General features: G+C 64.5%; 14 protein-coding genes. 4 read left to right on the forward strand and 10 right to left on the reverse strand.

Going from position 1 to position 15,752, the window contains the following annotated elements; translation table 11 throughout:
* Positions 1 to 2: 2 nt before the first annotated feature.
* The 8 genes from AUL31_RS01455 to AUL31_RS01490 form a co-directional block, all read right to left on the reverse strand.
* Positions 3 to 1,346 (reverse strand): MmgE/PrpD family protein, encoded by a 1,344-nt coding sequence (locus tag AUL31_RS01455; RefSeq protein WP_060600274.1) that lies wholly within the window; start codon positions 1,344 to 1,346, stop codon positions 3 to 5.
* Positions 1,347 to 1,410: 64 nt separating this feature from the next.
* Positions 1,411 to 2,823, reverse strand: a complete 1,413-nt coding sequence (locus AUL31_RS01460; RefSeq protein WP_143190096.1) for an MmgE/PrpD family protein — start codon at positions 2,821 to 2,823, stop codon at positions 1,411 to 1,413.
* Between the two features lie 102 nt (positions 2,824 to 2,925).
* Complete coding sequence (locus AUL31_RS01465; RefSeq protein ID WP_060600278.1) at positions 2,926 to 3,612, reverse strand: FCD domain-containing protein; 687 nt, start codon at positions 3,610 to 3,612, stop codon at positions 2,926 to 2,928.
* 109 nt (positions 3,613 to 3,721) lie between these two features.
* Entirely contained in the window at positions 3,722 to 5,446 is a 1,725-nt protein-coding gene (locus AUL31_RS01470; RefSeq protein WP_192842504.1) for an ABC transporter permease, read from the reverse strand.
* A 10-nt stretch (positions 5,447 to 5,456) separates the two neighbouring features.
* Positions 5,457 to 6,500, reverse strand: coding sequence for an extracellular solute-binding protein (locus tag AUL31_RS01475; RefSeq protein WP_060600279.1), 1,044 nt, complete (start codon positions 6,498 to 6,500; stop codon positions 5,457 to 5,459).
* Positions 6,501 to 6,529: 29 nt separating this feature from the next.
* Entirely contained in the window at positions 6,530 to 7,597 is a 1,068-nt protein-coding gene (locus tag AUL31_RS01480; protein ID WP_060600280.1) for an ABC transporter ATP-binding protein, read from the reverse strand.
* A gap of 129 nt (positions 7,598 to 7,726) precedes the next feature.
* Positions 7,727 to 8,467, reverse strand: a complete 741-nt coding sequence (locus AUL31_RS01485) for an SDR family NAD(P)-dependent oxidoreductase (protein WP_060600282.1) — start codon at positions 8,465 to 8,467, stop codon at positions 7,727 to 7,729.
* 64 nt (positions 8,468 to 8,531) lie between these two features.
* Entirely contained in the window at positions 8,532 to 9,269 is a 738-nt protein-coding gene (locus AUL31_RS01490; RefSeq protein ID WP_082646718.1) for a GntR family transcriptional regulator, read from the reverse strand.
* 176 nt (positions 9,270 to 9,445) lie between these two features.
* Here AUL31_RS01490 and AUL31_RS01495 point away from each other — a divergent pair, with 176 nt between their 5' ends.
* The 3 genes from AUL31_RS01495 (at position 9,446) to AUL31_RS01505 (ending at position 12,606) form a co-directional block, all read left to right on the forward strand.
* A complete protein-coding gene (locus AUL31_RS01495; protein WP_060600284.1) occupies positions 9,446 to 10,519 on the forward strand; it encodes a tartrate dehydrogenase in 1,074 nt (357 codons plus the stop codon).
* A 135-nt stretch (positions 10,520 to 10,654) separates the two neighbouring features.
* Positions 10,655 to 11,818, forward strand: a complete 1,164-nt coding sequence (locus tag AUL31_RS01500) for an acyl-CoA dehydrogenase family protein (protein WP_060600286.1) — start codon at positions 10,655 to 10,657, stop codon at positions 11,816 to 11,818.
* Complete coding sequence (locus AUL31_RS01505; RefSeq protein ID WP_409359928.1) at positions 11,815 to 12,606, forward strand: HpcH/HpaI aldolase/citrate lyase family protein; 792 nt, start codon at positions 11,815 to 11,817, stop codon at positions 12,604 to 12,606. The genes AUL31_RS01500 and AUL31_RS01505 overlap by 4 nt, the downstream gene beginning before the upstream one ends.
* On the opposite strand, the gene AUL31_RS01510 is transcribed toward AUL31_RS01505, so the two are convergent.
* Positions 12,581 to 13,831, reverse strand: a complete 1,251-nt coding sequence (locus AUL31_RS01510) for an MFS transporter (protein ID WP_082646719.1) — start codon at positions 13,829 to 13,831, stop codon at positions 12,581 to 12,583. The two genes, AUL31_RS01505 and AUL31_RS01510, sit on opposite strands and share 26 nt — an antisense overlap.
* An 86-nt stretch (positions 13,832 to 13,917) precedes the next feature.
* On the opposite strand from AUL31_RS01510, the gene AUL31_RS01515 reads away from it, so the two are divergent.
* Positions 13,918 to 14,796: a LysR family transcriptional regulator gene (locus AUL31_RS01515; protein WP_060600291.1), complete on the forward strand. Its 879-nt coding sequence runs from the start codon at positions 13,918 to 13,920 to the stop codon at positions 14,794 to 14,796.
* A gap of 12 nt (positions 14,797 to 14,808) precedes the next feature.
* On the opposite strand, the gene AUL31_RS01520 is transcribed toward AUL31_RS01515, so the two are convergent.
* Entirely contained in the window at positions 14,809 to 15,750 is a 942-nt protein-coding gene (locus AUL31_RS01520; protein WP_060600293.1) for a LysR substrate-binding domain-containing protein, read from the reverse strand.
* Positions 15,751 to 15,752: the final 2 nt, after the last annotated feature.

Below are 15,752 nucleotides of genomic sequence, written 5' to 3' on the forward strand. Positions count from 1 at the left end.
CCTCAGTGTGCGCTATCGTGCGCGATCGACGCTGCATCCGCGCTCGAGCCGATCTGCCAGGCCGTTTGCAGCAACCGCTCGGCCTTGTCTTCGCCGACCACCAGGGCGGCCTGTTTGCGGAATTTCCCGGAGATCGCCTCATCCGACAAAGGCCGCTCGATGCTGCCGATGGCGTGGGGCACGTCCAGCTCTATGGTGCGGCCGTCGGCAAGGGCGATGCGGATGAAAACCGCATCCTCCGGCATCGCAGGATCGGCGACCGCCTCCACCTTGTCGCGCAGGGCGATGACTTTCGGGTCTGCCACGATGGCGTCGGTAAAGGCGGTCGGAGATCCGTCGCCGTGCAGCAGCGCTACCGCCGCCGCGTGATAGACGCTGAACTTGCCTTCCAGCCCGGTGCGCGGTGTCTTTTTGCCGGTCAGCTCCAGCACGAGCGGATGGGTGCGCAGATGAACCGAGGCGATGTCGCCGCCGTCCTGCGGCAGCCGCTCGCGCAGTTGCTGGCAGCCGTCGATCGTCGGATGGATGACGATGCCGCAGGCAAACGGCTTGTACGAGTTCAACGCGGCTTCCCAGCGCTGGCCGAGGCCGCCGAGGATTTCGTCGTAATCCTGCTTGGTTGACAGGACATTGGCAAAGCCGCGTGGCGCCTCGATGCCGCGCTCTGAGGAATCGAAGTCGGCTTCTGCCAGAAAGGCCGCCATCGCGCCGTTCTGTGCCGCGCGCCCCGGATGGAAGCTCTTGGTCATCGTGCCGAACATTTCGCGCAGGCCGGATGCCTGTGTTGCGGCCAGGCTCAACGCCCATGTCATCTGCTGCTCCGACAGGCCAAGGAGCCGGCCCGTCGCCGCCGCGGCGCCGAAGACGCCGGCCGTGCCGGTGATATGCCAGCCCCTGTCGTAATGATCGGGGTAGACGCTGTTGCCGATACGGCATTCCACCTCGATGCCGGCGATCAACGCGGTAAGGAAGTCTTTCCCGCTGACGGCGCGCCCTTCCGAGACCGCAAGGATAGCCGAGGCGACCGGGCCGGCCGGATGGATGATCGTCTTCAGATGCGTGTCGTCATAGTCCAGCACATGCGAGGAAATGCCGTTGACGAGCGCCGCATGGAGGGCGTCCAGCCGGTCGCCGCGCCCGATGACCTGGGCGCTTGCCTTGCCGGAGAACGGCCTGACGGCCGCAAGCGCCCTGTCGACCGTTTCATGCGAAGCGCCCCCGAGCGCACAGCCGAACCAGTTCACGAATGTCCGCACGCCTTCCTGGCGTACCGTATCTGGAATGGCATCGGCATCGAGCCCGACGATCCAGCGCGCGAGCTGGCGGGTTACGTCTGTCTGTTCCATGATGTTTCCGAGGTTTTCGACGCGGCGGGAGGGGCGCGTTCGATGACGCGCCCCATGCGGCGGATCAGACCGTTATCAGCAGCCTGGTGATGGGATCGACGCTCGGCAGCGTCTCCAGAACGCGGACGAGCTCGACGATCTCGTCGGCCTTCTGCCGGCTCATTCCGGCAAACTCCGCATTTTCGCGGAACTTGTCCGCAACCTCGTCGTAGCTCATCGGAAATGCCGGCGAGCCCTTGCCGAAATCCGCCCTGCCGGAGATGCGTCGGCCATCCTTCAGGTCGATGTCGATGATGGTCGTCATGAGATGGTAGCCGGCGGCCTCCGCCTCGTCGTCGATCACGAAATCGACCTTCTCGATCATCGCCTTGACGTCATCGCGGGCGACGACCTCGTCGGTGAATTCGGCAAGGCCGGCGCGCCCTTCCAGAAGCAGGATCGCCATGCAGAATTCCATCGAGAACTTCGCCTGAAGCTCATCGGTGGGCCGATGGTGGATCAGTGCGTTCGGCATGTTGGAATTGGTGCCGACACGGACATGCACCACATCTTCGGCGCGGATGCCGTTTTCCCGGATGAGGCGCAGCATCTCCGTCATGCCGGGATGGGTGAGCGACCCGGATGGATGCGGCTTGATGGATACGCCCGGGTTCACGAAGGTCCAGGGCTTTCCGAGGCGCCCCTCGATGGCCGCCGGGTCGTAGCCACCCCCGGCCGCCGAGAAGAAGCCGCGCGGCGCTTCCAGGATCTTCGATGTCGCCGTCCATCCATAGGCGGCGAACTGCGCCGCCGCGACGCCGCTTTCCGAGGCCTTGCCCGCATGGAAGGGCTTGGTCATCGTACCGAAATTCTCGCGCAGGCCCGCCGACTGGCTGCCCGCGATGGATAGGGCGCGCTGCGTCGTCTCCACGTCGAACCCCGATAGCCGCGATGCCGCCGCTGCCGCCGCGAACGTGCCGCAGGTGGCCGTGGCATGGAATCCTGTCTGGTAATGGCGCGGGTTGATCGCCTCGGCGATCTTGCATTCCACCTCGACGCCCAGATGGTAGGCCAGCATGAAGTCCGCGCCGGATGCGCCCGTCACTTCGGCCATTGCCAGCGCTGCCGGAAGCGCTGGTGCCGTGGGGTGGGTCAACAGGCCGTAGACCCGGTCCTTGGCGACGGCAAGCTGGGTATCGTCATAGTCGTCCGCATGGATGCCGACGCCGTTGGCGAAAGCGGCAAAGCGGGGCGCCACCTTGCGTCCGCCACCGATGACCGTTGCCTTCCCGTCGCCGAGCGAAAGATCGTCCAGATGTTGGCGGACGAGGGCGCCGGAGCGCGCCACAGAGCCGGAAAGCGCCAGGCCGAAACCGTCCAGAATGGATTTCTTGCCGACGGCGACCAGCTCCTCCGAAAGGGTCGAGCCTTCGGTACGGACGACGAATTCCGCGACCTCTGCGGTCAGGCCGGTCTTAACGGGGGCCATCTGATTCATGTTCACTCCCTCATGTTTGTCTTTGATCGACATTCTTATGAAAACTGTAAATTGTCAACAAACGACGATAAGGTTTGGGCCGATGGGGCGCCGCGCTGTTGCCTAGCGCGGTTTCTTGGCCTGCCGCGTGCGGGTTATGCCGTTCATGATGTGGCCTCGGGCGGCGGTCAGCGCGCGTGCCGGATCGCGGGCGGCGAGGGCGTCCACGATGGCCTTGTGCTCTTCGTTCGAGACCTGAAGCACATCGGTGCTGGACAGAGCGCGATAACGCTGGATGTGCAATTCCCGGACGAAGCTCTGGTAGATGAGGGCGAGCCGCTTGTTGCCGCCCAGTTCGGTGATGCGGCGGTGGAATTCCAGGTTGATCGGGTAATAGATGTGCACGTCGTTGAGGGATGCGACCTCGTCCATACGGTCGGTCAGCGCCCGCAACGATGCGACCTCGTCGTCGGTGATGCGTTCGGCCGCCATCATGGCCAGGCAGCCGAACACGCTGGCGCGTGCCTCGGACAGATCCTGCGCCTCGTCATTGGTGAGAGCCCGGATGAAGAAACCCCGATTGGGGATGATCTCGATCAGGCCCATGGCCGCGAGCGCGCTGCATGCCTCGCGGATGGGGCCCCGGCTGACGCCGAGGCGTTGCGAGAGGCCGTTTTCGTTGACGCGCTCGTTGGGCTTCAGCTCTCCATCGATGATCATCCGCTCGATCTCCGCCTGCACGACATTCGCAAGGGAGCGCGTGCGCAGGAAATCGATGGCGGAAAGATTGGTATCGGTGAGCTTGGACATCAGGAGACCATATACGGTTGCGGGTCGATGGAGCGGCGTCCGGTTGGACGCCGCTCCCTGCCTGACTGAGTCAGTCTTGGCAATACTAGTGCATGTTGCGCCGGCTGCGTCAGCCCCGCGCGTTCATCTGGCTGCCACCCAGCACCGGAACCTTGTTCGCCACGTATACCACGCTGAACGAGGCGACCAGCAGGATGATGCCGAGGACGCAGATTGCGCCCAGATCGCCGCTTTCGTTGAGATCGTAGATGATGACCGAGACGAGCTTGGTGTTGGCCGTCGTCAGCAGGATCGTTGCCGACAGCTCGCGGATCGTGCCGACGAACACGAAGCACCATGCCGCGACGACGCTGGTGCGCAGCAGCGGGGCGGTTATGTCCCAGAGGGTCTTCAGCCGCGATGCCCCCATGATCCGCCCTGCTTCCTCCAGCTCGGGATGGACGCCGGCAAATGCCGACGACATCTGCTGATAGCCGGCTGGAAGCTCGATCGTGATGAAGGCGATGAGCAGGATCCAGAGCGTTCCGTAAAGCTGGAACGTCGGGTTGGCGTAGGACAGAAACAGGCCGACGCCCAGGACGATGCCGGGAATGGCGATCGGGGCCGTCGCGAGGACGCCAAGATACTGGGCCCCCGGCATGGAGCGCCGCGATACGAGGTAGGAAACCAGCAGCGCGATGCCGGTGACGATCGTTGCCGTGACGACCCCCAGGAAGAACGTATTGCGCAGCGCCAACTGCGTCGCCGAAAATTCGAACAGCACGAAGTTCCAGTGCCGCAGCGTCAGGTTTTCCAAAGTCAGGGAATCGCCGACGGTATTGGTGAAGGCCGTCTTCACGATTGCCGCATAGGGCAGGAAGATGGTCAGCGACAGGACCGAGAGCGCGAAGGTGACGGCGAGCCACTTCCACTTTCCGAGCTTGGTTATGCGCGGCGTGCCGCTTTTGCCGCCAAGAACCGTATAACCCCGCCGCCCCAGGATGGAGCGCTGCGCCCGCAGCAGCATGACGGTGATGATGAGCAGCGGGATGGCGGCCGCCGCTGCCAGACCCGGCTTGGGCGGAAACTGGAACAGGCTCCAGATCTTGGTCGTGATGACGTGGAAGCCGGCAGGGAGCGCGATGATGGCGGGCGAACCGAACATGGTGAGCGCCTGCAGAATGGCGATCAGAGTGCCGGCAAGCATGGCGGGCAGCACCATCGGTATGGTGACCTTGCGCAGCGTGGTCATGGCGCGGCCGCCCAGGATCGACGAGGCGTCCTCCAGGTCGGACGGAACCTTGTCGAGTGCGTTCGACACCAGCGTGAAGACATAAGGGAAGGTGAAGCACGCGATGGCGAAGACGAGCCCGGTGAAGGTGTAGATGTTCACCAGATGTGCCGAACGGTCGAGGCCGAACAGGTTGCGATAGGCGACGTTGACAAGGCCCGAATTGGGCGCGGCGATGATTTCGTAGGCCACCGCGCCCAGGAAGGGCGGCGTCACGAAGGATGCCGTCACCAGAATGCGGATCAGCCGTCGCCCGGGAAGGTCCGTCCGCGCCACCAGCCAGGCCATGGGCGTTGCCACGACGCAGCAGGTGACGCCGACGGCGAGGGACATGCCCAGTGCCAGGCCGTAGGCCTTTGTCAGCGTTGGGTCGGTTATCAGCGCGGCGAAATTGGAGAAGGTGAAGCCGCCGCCCCTGTCGGAGCGGAAGCTATAGAAGAGAAGCCAGAACAGCGGCAGCAGGACGAGCACGCTGAGAAGCCCGGCCAGCAGCCCGAAGACGGGCCAGGAAAGGTCGACGCGCTTGCGCCGACCCTGCATTTCCTGCGCGATCACGGCGGTCATCGATGTGCCCTCACGTGCCGAAATATTGTTCGTAATTGGACTTGATCGTATCGATCTGCTCTTCGAGCTTCAGCGGATCGATCTGCAGCACCTTGATGTCGGAAAGGGGCGTCCTGCTTTCCTTTTCGACGACCTCCGGATGGAAGGAACGCAGGCCACCGGAATCGCTGTTCAACTGCTGGGCCTCCTTGGAAAACAGGAAGGCATAGAACAGCTTGGCAGCGTCCGCGTTGGGCGCGTTCTTCAACACGGCCGCATTGCCGACAGCAAGCGGGGTGCCTTCTTCGGGATAGACGATCTCGATCGGCACGCCCTCGTCCTTCAGGCGGAAGATATTGTACTCGTTGCCGTCGATTTCGATGGATCGCTCGCCCTGGGCCAGCTTCTTGGGTGGCTCGGTCGAGGACTGCACCTGCATGACGTTCTGCGAACCGAGCTTCTCGAAGAACTCCCAGCCAAGCAGCTCGCTGAGCGCGAAGGTTGCCGTCATCACCGTGCCGGAATAGCCGGGATGGGCCTTGACCATCTTGCCATTGTATTTCGGATCGAGAAGGTCGGTCCATGTCTTCGGCGCGTCGGCGGCATCCACGAGATCGGAGCGATAGGCAAGCACCGAAAGATGGGCGCGGTAGGCCGCGAAGTTGCCGTCCGGGTCTTTTTCCGCTTCGGGCCACAGGTCCGCCACGACCTTGGGCACCATCGGCTCGAGCCACCCTTCGCGCTTGAAATACTCGAAATGGACCGAGTCCGATGTTTCGATCACGTCGGCATTGTAGATGCCGCTCATATATTCCTGCCCGATCCGCTGGAAGACGCGCTCGGAACCCGCGCGCTCCACCTGGACCTGGATTTCCGGATAGGACTTGCGGAATAGCTGGGCAAGCTGCTCGGCTACCGCGACGTCCGTCGCCGTATAGAAGACGACCTTGCCCTCGGCCTTGGCCGCTTCGACCAGCTCGGGTGTTATCTCATAGGGCTCCGGCGCCTGTGCCAGCGCGGATGCGCTGCCCATGGCGAAGGCCATCAGAGTGGCGGACAGATGCTTCAACCACATTTTGTCTTTCCTCCCTTTTTTTTGTGTTTTCAGCGCGCCAGCGCGCGGCAATGCTGCGGCGGAAACTCCAGCCAGACCTCCTGGCCGACCGGTATCTCCACATCCACGGGCGCGACGGCGCGGATCGTTTCCTGGTTGGGCAGCGACACCAGATAGTCCCGGTGCGAGCCCAGATAGATCTGTCGTTTCACGATGCCGTTGGCGGTATTGGTTTGCGCATCCGTCGGCTTGCGCGGCGACAGGTTGATGTTGTGGTGGCGGATGGAAACCGCGGTCTTGCCGCTGGCCGCCCGCTCGCCGCTGCCGCAACGCAAGACGATGCCGGTTTCTCCGATCACGCTGTCGCCCGGGCCGCGGTCGCCCCGAAGAATGTTCGTGCCACCGATGAAGTTGGCGACGAATTCGGTTTCCGGTCGCTCGTAGATATCCTCCGGCGTGCCGGCCTGCTCGATGCGGCCATCGTTCATGACGACGATCATGTCGGCCGTCGTCATGGCTTCGGCCTGGTCATGCGTGACGTAGACGGTGGTGTAGCGGAATTCGTCATGCAGGCGGCGGATCTCGAAGCGCATCTCTTCGCGCAGATTGGCGTCCAGATTGGACAGCGGCTCATCGAGAAGCAGGATCTGCGGCTTGATCACCAGCGCGCGCGCCAGCGACACGCGCTGCTGCTGTCCGCCGGACAGCTCGCCCGGATATCGCTCGGCCAGCGGCGTCAGCTTGGTCGCATCCAGGATTTCGCGGACGCGGGCCTTCACCTCGTCGCCCTTCATCTTGCGCAGCTTCAGGCCGTAGGCGACGTTGTTGAAGACCGTCATATGAGGCCAGAGCGCGTAGCTCTGGAAGATCATCGACATATTCCGGTCTTCCGGCGCAACCGTGGCCGTGCCCGAAGATATGGCGCGTCCGCCCACCCGTATTTCGCCGCCCGACGCCGGAACGAAGCCAGCGATCAACCGCAGCGTCGTCGTCTTGCCGCAGCCGGATGGGCCCAGAAGGCACACCAGCTTGCCGCGCTCGACGGCCAGGTCGATGCCGCGCACCGCCTGGAAGTCCCCATAGTTCTTGATAAGCCTGTCAAGTTCGAGGAATGCCAATTTCCTGCCTCCCGTCATGCGATCGCTTCTTCCCGCGTTGCATGACTGGGACGTTAGGACTCGTACTGAAAACTGTCAACAGATTACTATTTTCAGTCTGTGGTGCGGTGCAACCTCGGTTGCAGGATGTCAGGGCATCAGCGCGCCGCCATTGACGTGCAGCGTCTGGCCGGTGATGAATCGGGCATCCGGGCCGGCCAGCATATGCACGGCCGCAGCCACTTCCTGCGCGGTTCCAAGCCGCTGCAACGGGTTGCGCCTTTCGGCGTGGTGCGCCGGTTCCGGCCCCTGGCGCTGGGTATGGATCATGCCGGGCGATACGCAATTGACGGTAATCCCGTCGCTGCCGACCTCGTGGGCAAGCGCCTTGACGAGGCCGGATACGCCCGCCTTGGCCGCCACGACGTGGGGGCGGCCCTTTGCGCCGCTTTGGCCCGTCATGCCGCCGATGGCGATGAAGGAGGGCTGGGTGCCGCGCCGCAGATGCGGAAGCGCCGCCTGGGCCAACAGGAACACGCTGTCCAGCGCAAGGGCCATGACGCGACGCCAGTCTTCGAAGCTCAGCGTCTCGAAGGTCGCTTCGGGCCTGATCGCCGCATTGGCGACGACGACATCGAGGCGGTGGGTAAGATGGACCGTCTGCTGCACCAGCCTGGCAGGGGTTTCAGGGTCCGCAAGGTCGCCGATGGCGACGGCCGCCTTTCCGCCCGCCTGCTCGACAAGATCGGCCGTTTCCTTCGCCGCTGCTTCGTCCTGCCCGGCATGAACGAGCACGAACGCCCCCTCGCGTGCAAAGGCAAGCGCAATTTCCCGCCCGATATTGCGGGACGCGCCCGTTACCAGAACGGACCGCTGTATTGTATCAGACATCGTCCAACTCCCAAATTTGCCGATGGCTCACAAGAATTGATAACTGTCGACAATTCAAGAGGCCCTACAGGCGTGACAGGCCGAGTTTGCGCACCAGCGGCAGGATCGCCGCGCAGGCAGAGCGCCGATGCCCCGCTGCTGCCTCCCGCGCGGCAGCGGTATCGCCGGCGCGCAAGGCTTCGACGATCGTCCGGTGCTGTCCGGCGGAGTCGACCGGCAAGGGGCGCAGCTTCAGCGTGAACATGCGCGCGCGATGCAGCTGATCTTCGATGGTGCCGGCCATTCTTTGCAGCCGCGCATTGCCACAGGCAGCAACAAGCGTTTCGTGAAACTTTTCGTCGGCCGCTGCCCATTCTGCGAGATCGTTGTCCTGCAACGCCGTTTCCATCGCATCCGTCAGCGCCGCCAGCGCGTCGGCCGTTGCGCCCCGCGACCCTGCCGGCTGCCCGGCCAGACGCTCGGCCGCCGCTCCTTCCAGCGCCACCACGATCTCGTAGGCATCGGCCAGTTCGGCGGGCGACAGGCCACAGATCAGGATACCGCGCTTGGGCTGTATCCGCACGAGACCTTCTTCCTGAAGGCGCGCCATTGCCTGATGAACCGGGGTCCGGCTCATGCCGAGTTGCCTGGCTATCTCCACTTCGCCGGCATGATACCCCGGCTCGAAACGGTTGGACCGGATCGCCTCCTTGATCGCCGCATAGGCCGCATCCGCAAGGCCGGCTTCCGGCGTGCCCTGCTGCGAAGGCCCCAGGCGGGGCGAGAGCAGCGACGCAGGACTTGGCTGGGAAGGGCGGGGCATTGTGTTCCACTAATTATGCGGCGCCATGGCGCTGCGGATCCGCAGCCAAGATCAAAGCCGATCGATACCGGATTGACAACGCCGCACCATCCATCACACCATAAATTCAAACTTGCATGCAAGTATGAATGGCACAGGCTCGATAGCGAGTTTACGCGGGTGAGGGGACGACTCAGTTGAACACGTACAAGATCGCAGCGATCCCGGCGGATGGGATCGGCCCGGAAGTCATCGCGGCCGGGTTGCAGGCGCTGGAATCCCTGGAGCGGCGCGAGGGCACATTCAGGCTCGACGTCACGCAGTTCGATTGGGGTTCGGCCTATTACAAGGCCAATGGCCGCATGATGCCGGATGAAGGCATCGAAACCTTGAAGGCCTATGATGCGATCTTCTTCGGCGCCGTCGGTGCGCCGGACGTGCCGGACCACATCACCCTGTGGGGCCTGCGACTGCCGATCTGCCAGGGCTTCGACCAATACGCCAATGTGCGGCCGACGCGGATCCTGCCCGGCATCGTCTCTCCGCTGGCTGGCGTCGGCCCCGGCGACCTGGACTGGGTGATCGTGCGTGAAAATTCCGAGGGCGAGTATTCCGGACATGGCGGGCGTGCCCACAAGGGCCTTCCGGAAGAGGTGGGAACCGAGGTCGCCATCTTCACCCGGGTCGGGGTGACACGCATCATGCGGTACGCGTTCCGTCTGGCCCAGTCGCGGCCGCGCAAGTTTCTGACGGTCGTCACCAAATCCAACGCACAGCGCCACGGCATGGTGATGTGGGACGAGATCGCCGCGGAAGTGGCGAGCGAATTTCCCGACGTGACATGGGACAAGATGCTGGTGGATGCGATGACGGTGCGCATGACGCTGAACCCGCGCAGCCTGGATACGATCGTTGCCACCAACCTGCATGCCGACATCCTGTCCGACCTTGCCGGCGCGCTGGCCGGCAGCCTTGGCGTTGCACCGACCGCCAACATCGATCCGGAACGGCGCTATCCCTCGATGTTCGAGCCGATCCACGGTTCGGCATTCGATATCACCGGCAAGGGCATCGCCAACCCGGTCGCGACATTCTGGACGGCGGCGCAGATGCTGGAGCATCTTGGCGAAGGCCGGGCCGCGATCCGCCTGATGCAGGCCGTGGAGACGGTGACGGGCGACGGGGTGATGACCCCGGATATCGGCGGCAGCGCCACCACACAGGAGGTGACGGACGCGGTCTGCGAAGCGATCCGCGCCTCCAACATCTGAGGCCGGAGCGCGAGCGCCGGGCAAGAAGGCCCGTTTCATAGCGGAAAGTTATATGGCGGCGCGCAATTGTCTATTCGTGCCGCCCTTCGCCCTTTGATACCACTCGCCCCAGCGAACAAGCCTGGGGGAGACGGCATGAAAACGGTGGGAAGCGAGCAGTTTACGGAAATCCGCGAAGCCGTGCGTGCCCTGTGCGCCGATTTTCCGGCGGAGTACCACCGCAGGATCGACGAGGAGCGCGGCTATCCCGAAGCCTTCGTCGATGCGCTGACCAAGGCCGGCTGGATGGCGGCGCTGATCCCCGAAGAGTATGGCGGCTCCGGCCTCGGCCTGACGGAAGCCTCCGTCATCATGGAAGAGATCAACCGCGCGGGCGGCAATTCCGGCGCGTGCCATGGCCAGATGTACAACATGAATACGCTGGTACGGCACGGCTCGGAGGAGCAGAAGCAAAAGTACCTGCCGCGCATCGCCGCCGGCGAACTGCGCCTCCAGTCCATGGGCGTGACGGAGCCGACCACCGGCACCGACACGACGAAGATCAAGACGACGGCCGTCCGCAAGGGCGACCGCTACGTCATCAATGGCCAGAAAGTCTGGATCTCGCGCATCCAGCATTCCGACCTGATGATCCTTCTGGCGCGCACGACGCCGCTCGATCAGGTCAGGAAGAAGTCCGAAGGCATGTCGATCTTCATCGTCGACCTGAAGGACGCCATCGGCAACGGCATGAGCGTCCAGCCGATCCTGAACATGGTGAACCACGAGACGAACGAGCTGTTCTTCGACAATCTGGAAATCCCGGCGGAGAACCTGATCGGAGAGGAGGGGCAGGGTTTCAAATATATCCTCACCGGCCTCAACGCCGAGCGTGCGCTGATCGCGGCCGAGTGCATCGGCGACGGCTACTGGTTCATCGATAAGGTGACGGCCTACACGAAGGAGCGGGTCGTTTTCGGCCGGCCGATCGGGCAGAACCAGGGCGTGCAATTTCCCATCGCCGAAAGCTTCATCGAGGTCGAGGCCGCCAACCTGATGCGCTTCGAGGCCTGCCGCCTCTATGACGAGAACCGTCCATGCGGCACCGAGGCCAACATGGCCAAGTATCTGGCGGCCAAGGCATCGTGGGAGGCCGCCAACGCCTGTCTGCAGTTCCATGGCGGCTTCGGTTTCGCAGCCGAATACGACATCGAGCGCAAGTTCCGCGAAACGCGGCTCTATCAGGTCGCCCCCATCTCGACCAACCTGATCCTCTCTTATGTGGCGGAGCACGTCCTGGGCCTGCCGAGGTCGTTCTGATGGCGCGCCTGCAGCTTGCCACGCCGCTTTTCGTGCCGGGAAATCGCCCGGAGCGGTTCGGGAAGGCCGCTGCTTCCGGCGCCGACGCGATCATCATCGACCTCGAGGATGCCGTCGCCGCCGACGACAAGGATGCCGCCCGTGCCGCGCTGCGCACCGGCTTCGGTAGCGTACCCATCATCGTGCGGGTGAACGCGCCCGGCACGCAATGGCATGACGCCGATATGGCGGCGATCGCCGGGCTGGATATCGCGGCCGTGATGGTGCCGAAGGCCGAGATGGGGGCCGGGTTTGCCGCGACGCCGGGCGGCAAGCCGGTGATAGCGCTGGTGGAAACCGCGCGCGGGCTGGCCGACGCCCGGGCCCTGGCCGCCATGGACGGTGTCGCCCTTCTGGCGTTCGGCTCCATCGATTTTTGCGCCGATCTCGGCTGCGCCCACACGCGTGCGGCACTGTCGGCTGCGCGATGCGAAATCGTGCTGGCCTCGCGCCTGGCCGGCATCGGCGCGCCCCTCGACGGGGTGACGACCGCAATCGACGATGCGGCGGCCATCGAAAGCGATGCCCGCCATGCGCGCGAACTGGGATTTGGTGGCAAGCTGCTGATCCACCCGCGGCAGGTGGCCCCCGCCCTTGCCGGCCTGATGCCGGATGCGGCCGAGATCGAATGGGCCCGCCGCGTCGTTGCTGCCGCCGACGGCGCGTCCCGTGTCGATGGAGCCATGGTGGATGCACCGGTGCGCCTGCGCGCCGAGGCGATCCTCAGCCGCGCGGGGCAGTCGGCGTAGCGACCGAGAGGGCAAGCCCCGTAAGGGCCAGCGCGCCTGTCAGGCCGACGACGGCGGGCCAACCGCCGGCCTGCCAGAACCAGCCGCCGAGCCAGCCCATGAGGCTGGCGCCGAGATAGTAGAACAGCAGATAGAGCGAAGCCGCATGGCCCCGGTTATGCCCGGCCAGCGGCCCCACGCTGCTGCTCGTGACCGAGTGGTTGATGAAGAAGCCGACCGTCACCAGCACGATGCCGAGAATGATGACGGGCAGAGCGGGCGACAGCGTCAGCCCCACCCCTGCCAGCATGATGGCGAAGCCGGCCATCAGCATCGTGCGACGGCCGAAGCGGCCTACCAGCCGGCCTGCCGCGGTCGAGGACACGCAGCCGATGGCAAAGGCCAGGAAGATGAAACTGATCTGCGTCTGGTCAAAGCCGAACGGCGCGCCGGCCAGCCGGAATGTCGCATAGTTGAACAGCGTGACGAACACGCCTGTCAGGATCGCGCCGGTGGCGTAGGGCCGCCACAGTCTGCGATTGCGCAGGTGGCCGCGCCAGGCCCGAAGGTGGAATTGCAAGGACAGGCCGGGCTGCGCCACGAAGTTTTGGGAACGCGGCAACAGCACCAGGAAACCGATGGCCGAGAGAATGCACAGGATGCCGAGCGTCGCCAGCGCCACGCGCCACGACGCGATTTCCGTCATCAGCCCCATGCCGACGCGGCCGATCATCGCGCCGAAGGCGGTGCCTGCGACGTAAAGGCCCATGGTCCGCCCCAGATGGGCCGGGTGGATCTCTTCCGCCAGCCAGGCCATGGCGACTGCCGGCACGCCGCCCAGCACGATCCCCTCCAGTGCCCGTGCCGCCAGAAATCCGTTCCAGCCGGGGGCAAAGGCCGCAACGAGATTGAGCGCAGCGGCAAGCAGCATGGACGCGAACATCAATTCGCGCCGCCCGACGGCCTGCGACAGGGCGCCCGCGACCATGATCGAAAAGGCGAGCAGCCCGGTGGTCAGCGACAGGGCAAGCGAGCTGCGGGCTGCTCCGATACCGAAATCCTCGGCGAAGGAGGGCAGCAGCGGCTGGACGCAATAGATCAGCGAAAAGCTTGCAAACCCGGCAAGAAAAAGAGCCGTTCCGGCGCGGCGATGCTCGACCGTGCCGGGCTTTATCCAGCCTTCACCCGGTTGGCCCTGGGGCGCCGCGTGCACGGGAATGACGGAAGATGCGGTGATCTGTGACATTAAAAACCTCTGTCACCGCTATATCCCGTCGCTTGCCATGCCGCTAATATATGACATCGTATTCTGCGATATACGGAATATATTGCATGGAACTGCGCCACATCCGCTATTTCCTGGCGGTGGCCCGGGAAGGCAACTTCACCCGCGCTGCCGAACGGCTCGGCATCGGGCAGCCGCCGCTGAGCATGCAGATCAAGGATCTGGAGCGGGAAGTGGGAGCCGCCCTGTTCTATCGCCGTCCGCACGGAGCCGAACTGACGGAGGCGGGGCAGGCATTTCTGGCTGGCGTGGGCGGCATGCCAGCCAGGGCCGACGAGGCGGCGGACGCCGCCCGCAGGGCCGCGCGCGGGGAAGGCGGAAGGCTTGCCATCGGCATGACCTCTACTGCGGCCCTCAACCCGATCGTGCCCGACGGCATCCGGCGTTTCGGCCAGCTCTACCCGGATGTCGCATTGCGGATCGAAGAGGCAAACTCGCTGGAACTCGTCCGCCATATCGACGAAGGGCAATTGGATATCGCACTGGTGCGGCCGGCCGGACTGGACCGTCCATCGCTGACCCTTCGCACCGTGATCGACGAGCGGCTTATGGCCGCGCTGCCGGAAGGGCACGAATTGGCGTCACACAGTACGCTGAGGCTGATCGACTTGCGGAACGATCCACTGATCCTGACCCCGCGCGAGGTTGGGCGCGGTCTGCGGGACGTGACTTTGGATCTGTGCCGCGAGGCCGGCTTCGAGCCGCGCATCGGACGTGAAGCGCCGCATATCGCCTCCATCCTGTCGCTCGTTTCCGCGGCGCTGGGCGTAACCCTTATGCCGGCGTCGATGAGCTGCATACGCCTGGCCGGCGTGGTCTACAGGCCGCTGGCCGATGCCCATGCCGGGATACCGCTGGCGGTGGCCTATGCCGCCCAGCGCACACCACCGACCGCCCTGAACTTCTGGAAGCTCCTGCGTCGGTAGTGACGGCCGGGGTCAGCCGTCGATCAGGCGGGCGCGCCAATGGCCCGATGCCACGAGTTGCGCAAGGGTTTCCCGGCAGAGGGCCTCGATTGCGGTGGCCGCTTTGGCGGTCGGCCGGTCGAAGGGCTGCACCAGATGCACGTTGCGCGACAAGGCCGGCTGGCCGGCCTGCCACGACAGAAAGCGTCCGGCCTCGACCTCCCGGGCAATGGCGTTGAAGGGCAGGATGGAATATCCCACCCGTTGTGCCACCAGCTCCTTGATCGCCCCATAGGAGTCGACGTCGATGACGGTGGCGATCTCCAGCCCGGCACGCTCCATTTCCGCATCCACTAGGGTGCGCAGGCCATGGCCGATACCCGGCAGGACGAGCGGCATCCGGCAGATTTCATCGAGGGTCGCCGTGCCGCCCTGTGGCGGCGGACAGCCGGGCACGCCTTCCGCCGGGCCGAACAGACAGAGCTCTTCGGAAAGCAAGGCGACGGAACGCAGGCCATGCCTGTCGACGGGGATATAGAGAAGCCCGAGATCGACGCGCCCCTCGGCCAGCCACTCCAGCACGAAGCCGCTCATCGCCTCGGCCACCGTGAGGTGTATGCGGGGATAGGCCTGCCTCGTCTTCAGGATCAGCGGCACCGACAAAAGTTCGCCGATCGTGCCGGGAAGCCCCAGGCGCACTTCGCCGGCCGGTTCGTTGTCGGATTCCGAGACCGCGCGTTTCATGTCTTCGAAATCGGCCACGAGACGCCTGGCCCGCTCCAGAAGCAGTTCGCCCGCCGCCGTCGGAACCACGCCCTGCGGCGTACGCAGAAGCAGTTCGGTGCCGAGATCGGCCTCCATGTTGCGGACATGCAGGGACAGCGCGGGCTGTGCGACGCGCAGCGAAATGGCGGCGCGCGAGAAGGATTTGGCTTCGACGATGCCGATGAAATAACGAAGCTGCCTCAGATCCAAAT

The organism is Aureimonas altamirensis (genome assembly GCF_001463885.1).
Classification (GTDB): Bacteria; Pseudomonadota; Alphaproteobacteria; order Rhizobiales; family Rhizobiaceae; genus Aureimonas; species Aureimonas altamirensis.

Bases quoted from the DNA above. Each gene is read 5' to 3' on its own strand.
- AUL31_RS01490 (WP_082646718.1), bottom strand. From the start codon at position 9,269: ATGCCCCGCCCTTCCCAGCCAAGTCCTGCGTCGCTGCTCTCGCCCCGC.
- AUL31_RS01515 (WP_060600291.1), top strand. From the start codon at position 13,918: ATGGAACTGCGCCACATCCGCTATTTCCTGGCGGTGGCCCGGGAAGGC.
- AUL31_RS01510 (WP_082646719.1), bottom strand. From the start codon at position 13,831: ATGTCACAGATCACCGCATCTTCCGTCATTCCCGTGCACGCGGCGCCC.
- AUL31_RS01460 (WP_143190096.1), bottom strand. From the start codon at position 2,823: ATGAATCAGATGGCCCCCGTTAAGACCGGCCTGACCGCAGAGGTCGCG.
- AUL31_RS01465 (WP_060600278.1), bottom strand. From the start codon at position 3,612: ATGTCCAAGCTCACCGATACCAATCTTTCCGCCATCGATTTCCTGCGC.
- AUL31_RS01455 (WP_060600274.1), bottom strand. From the start codon at position 1,346: ATGGAACAGACAGACGTAACCCGCCAGCTCGCGCGCTGGATCGTCGGG.
- AUL31_RS01485 (WP_060600282.1), bottom strand. From the start codon at position 8,467: ATGTCTGATACAATACAGCGGTCCGTTCTGGTAACGGGCGCGTCCCGC.
- AUL31_RS01475 (WP_060600279.1), bottom strand. From the start codon at position 6,500: ATGTGGTTGAAGCATCTGTCCGCCACTCTGATGGCCTTCGCCATGGGC.
- AUL31_RS01470 (WP_192842504.1), bottom strand. From the start codon at position 5,446: ATGACCGCCGTGATCGCGCAGGAAATGCAGGGTCGGCGCAAGCGCGTC.
- AUL31_RS01500 (WP_060600286.1), top strand. From the start codon at position 10,655: ATGAAAACGGTGGGAAGCGAGCAGTTTACGGAAATCCGCGAAGCCGTG.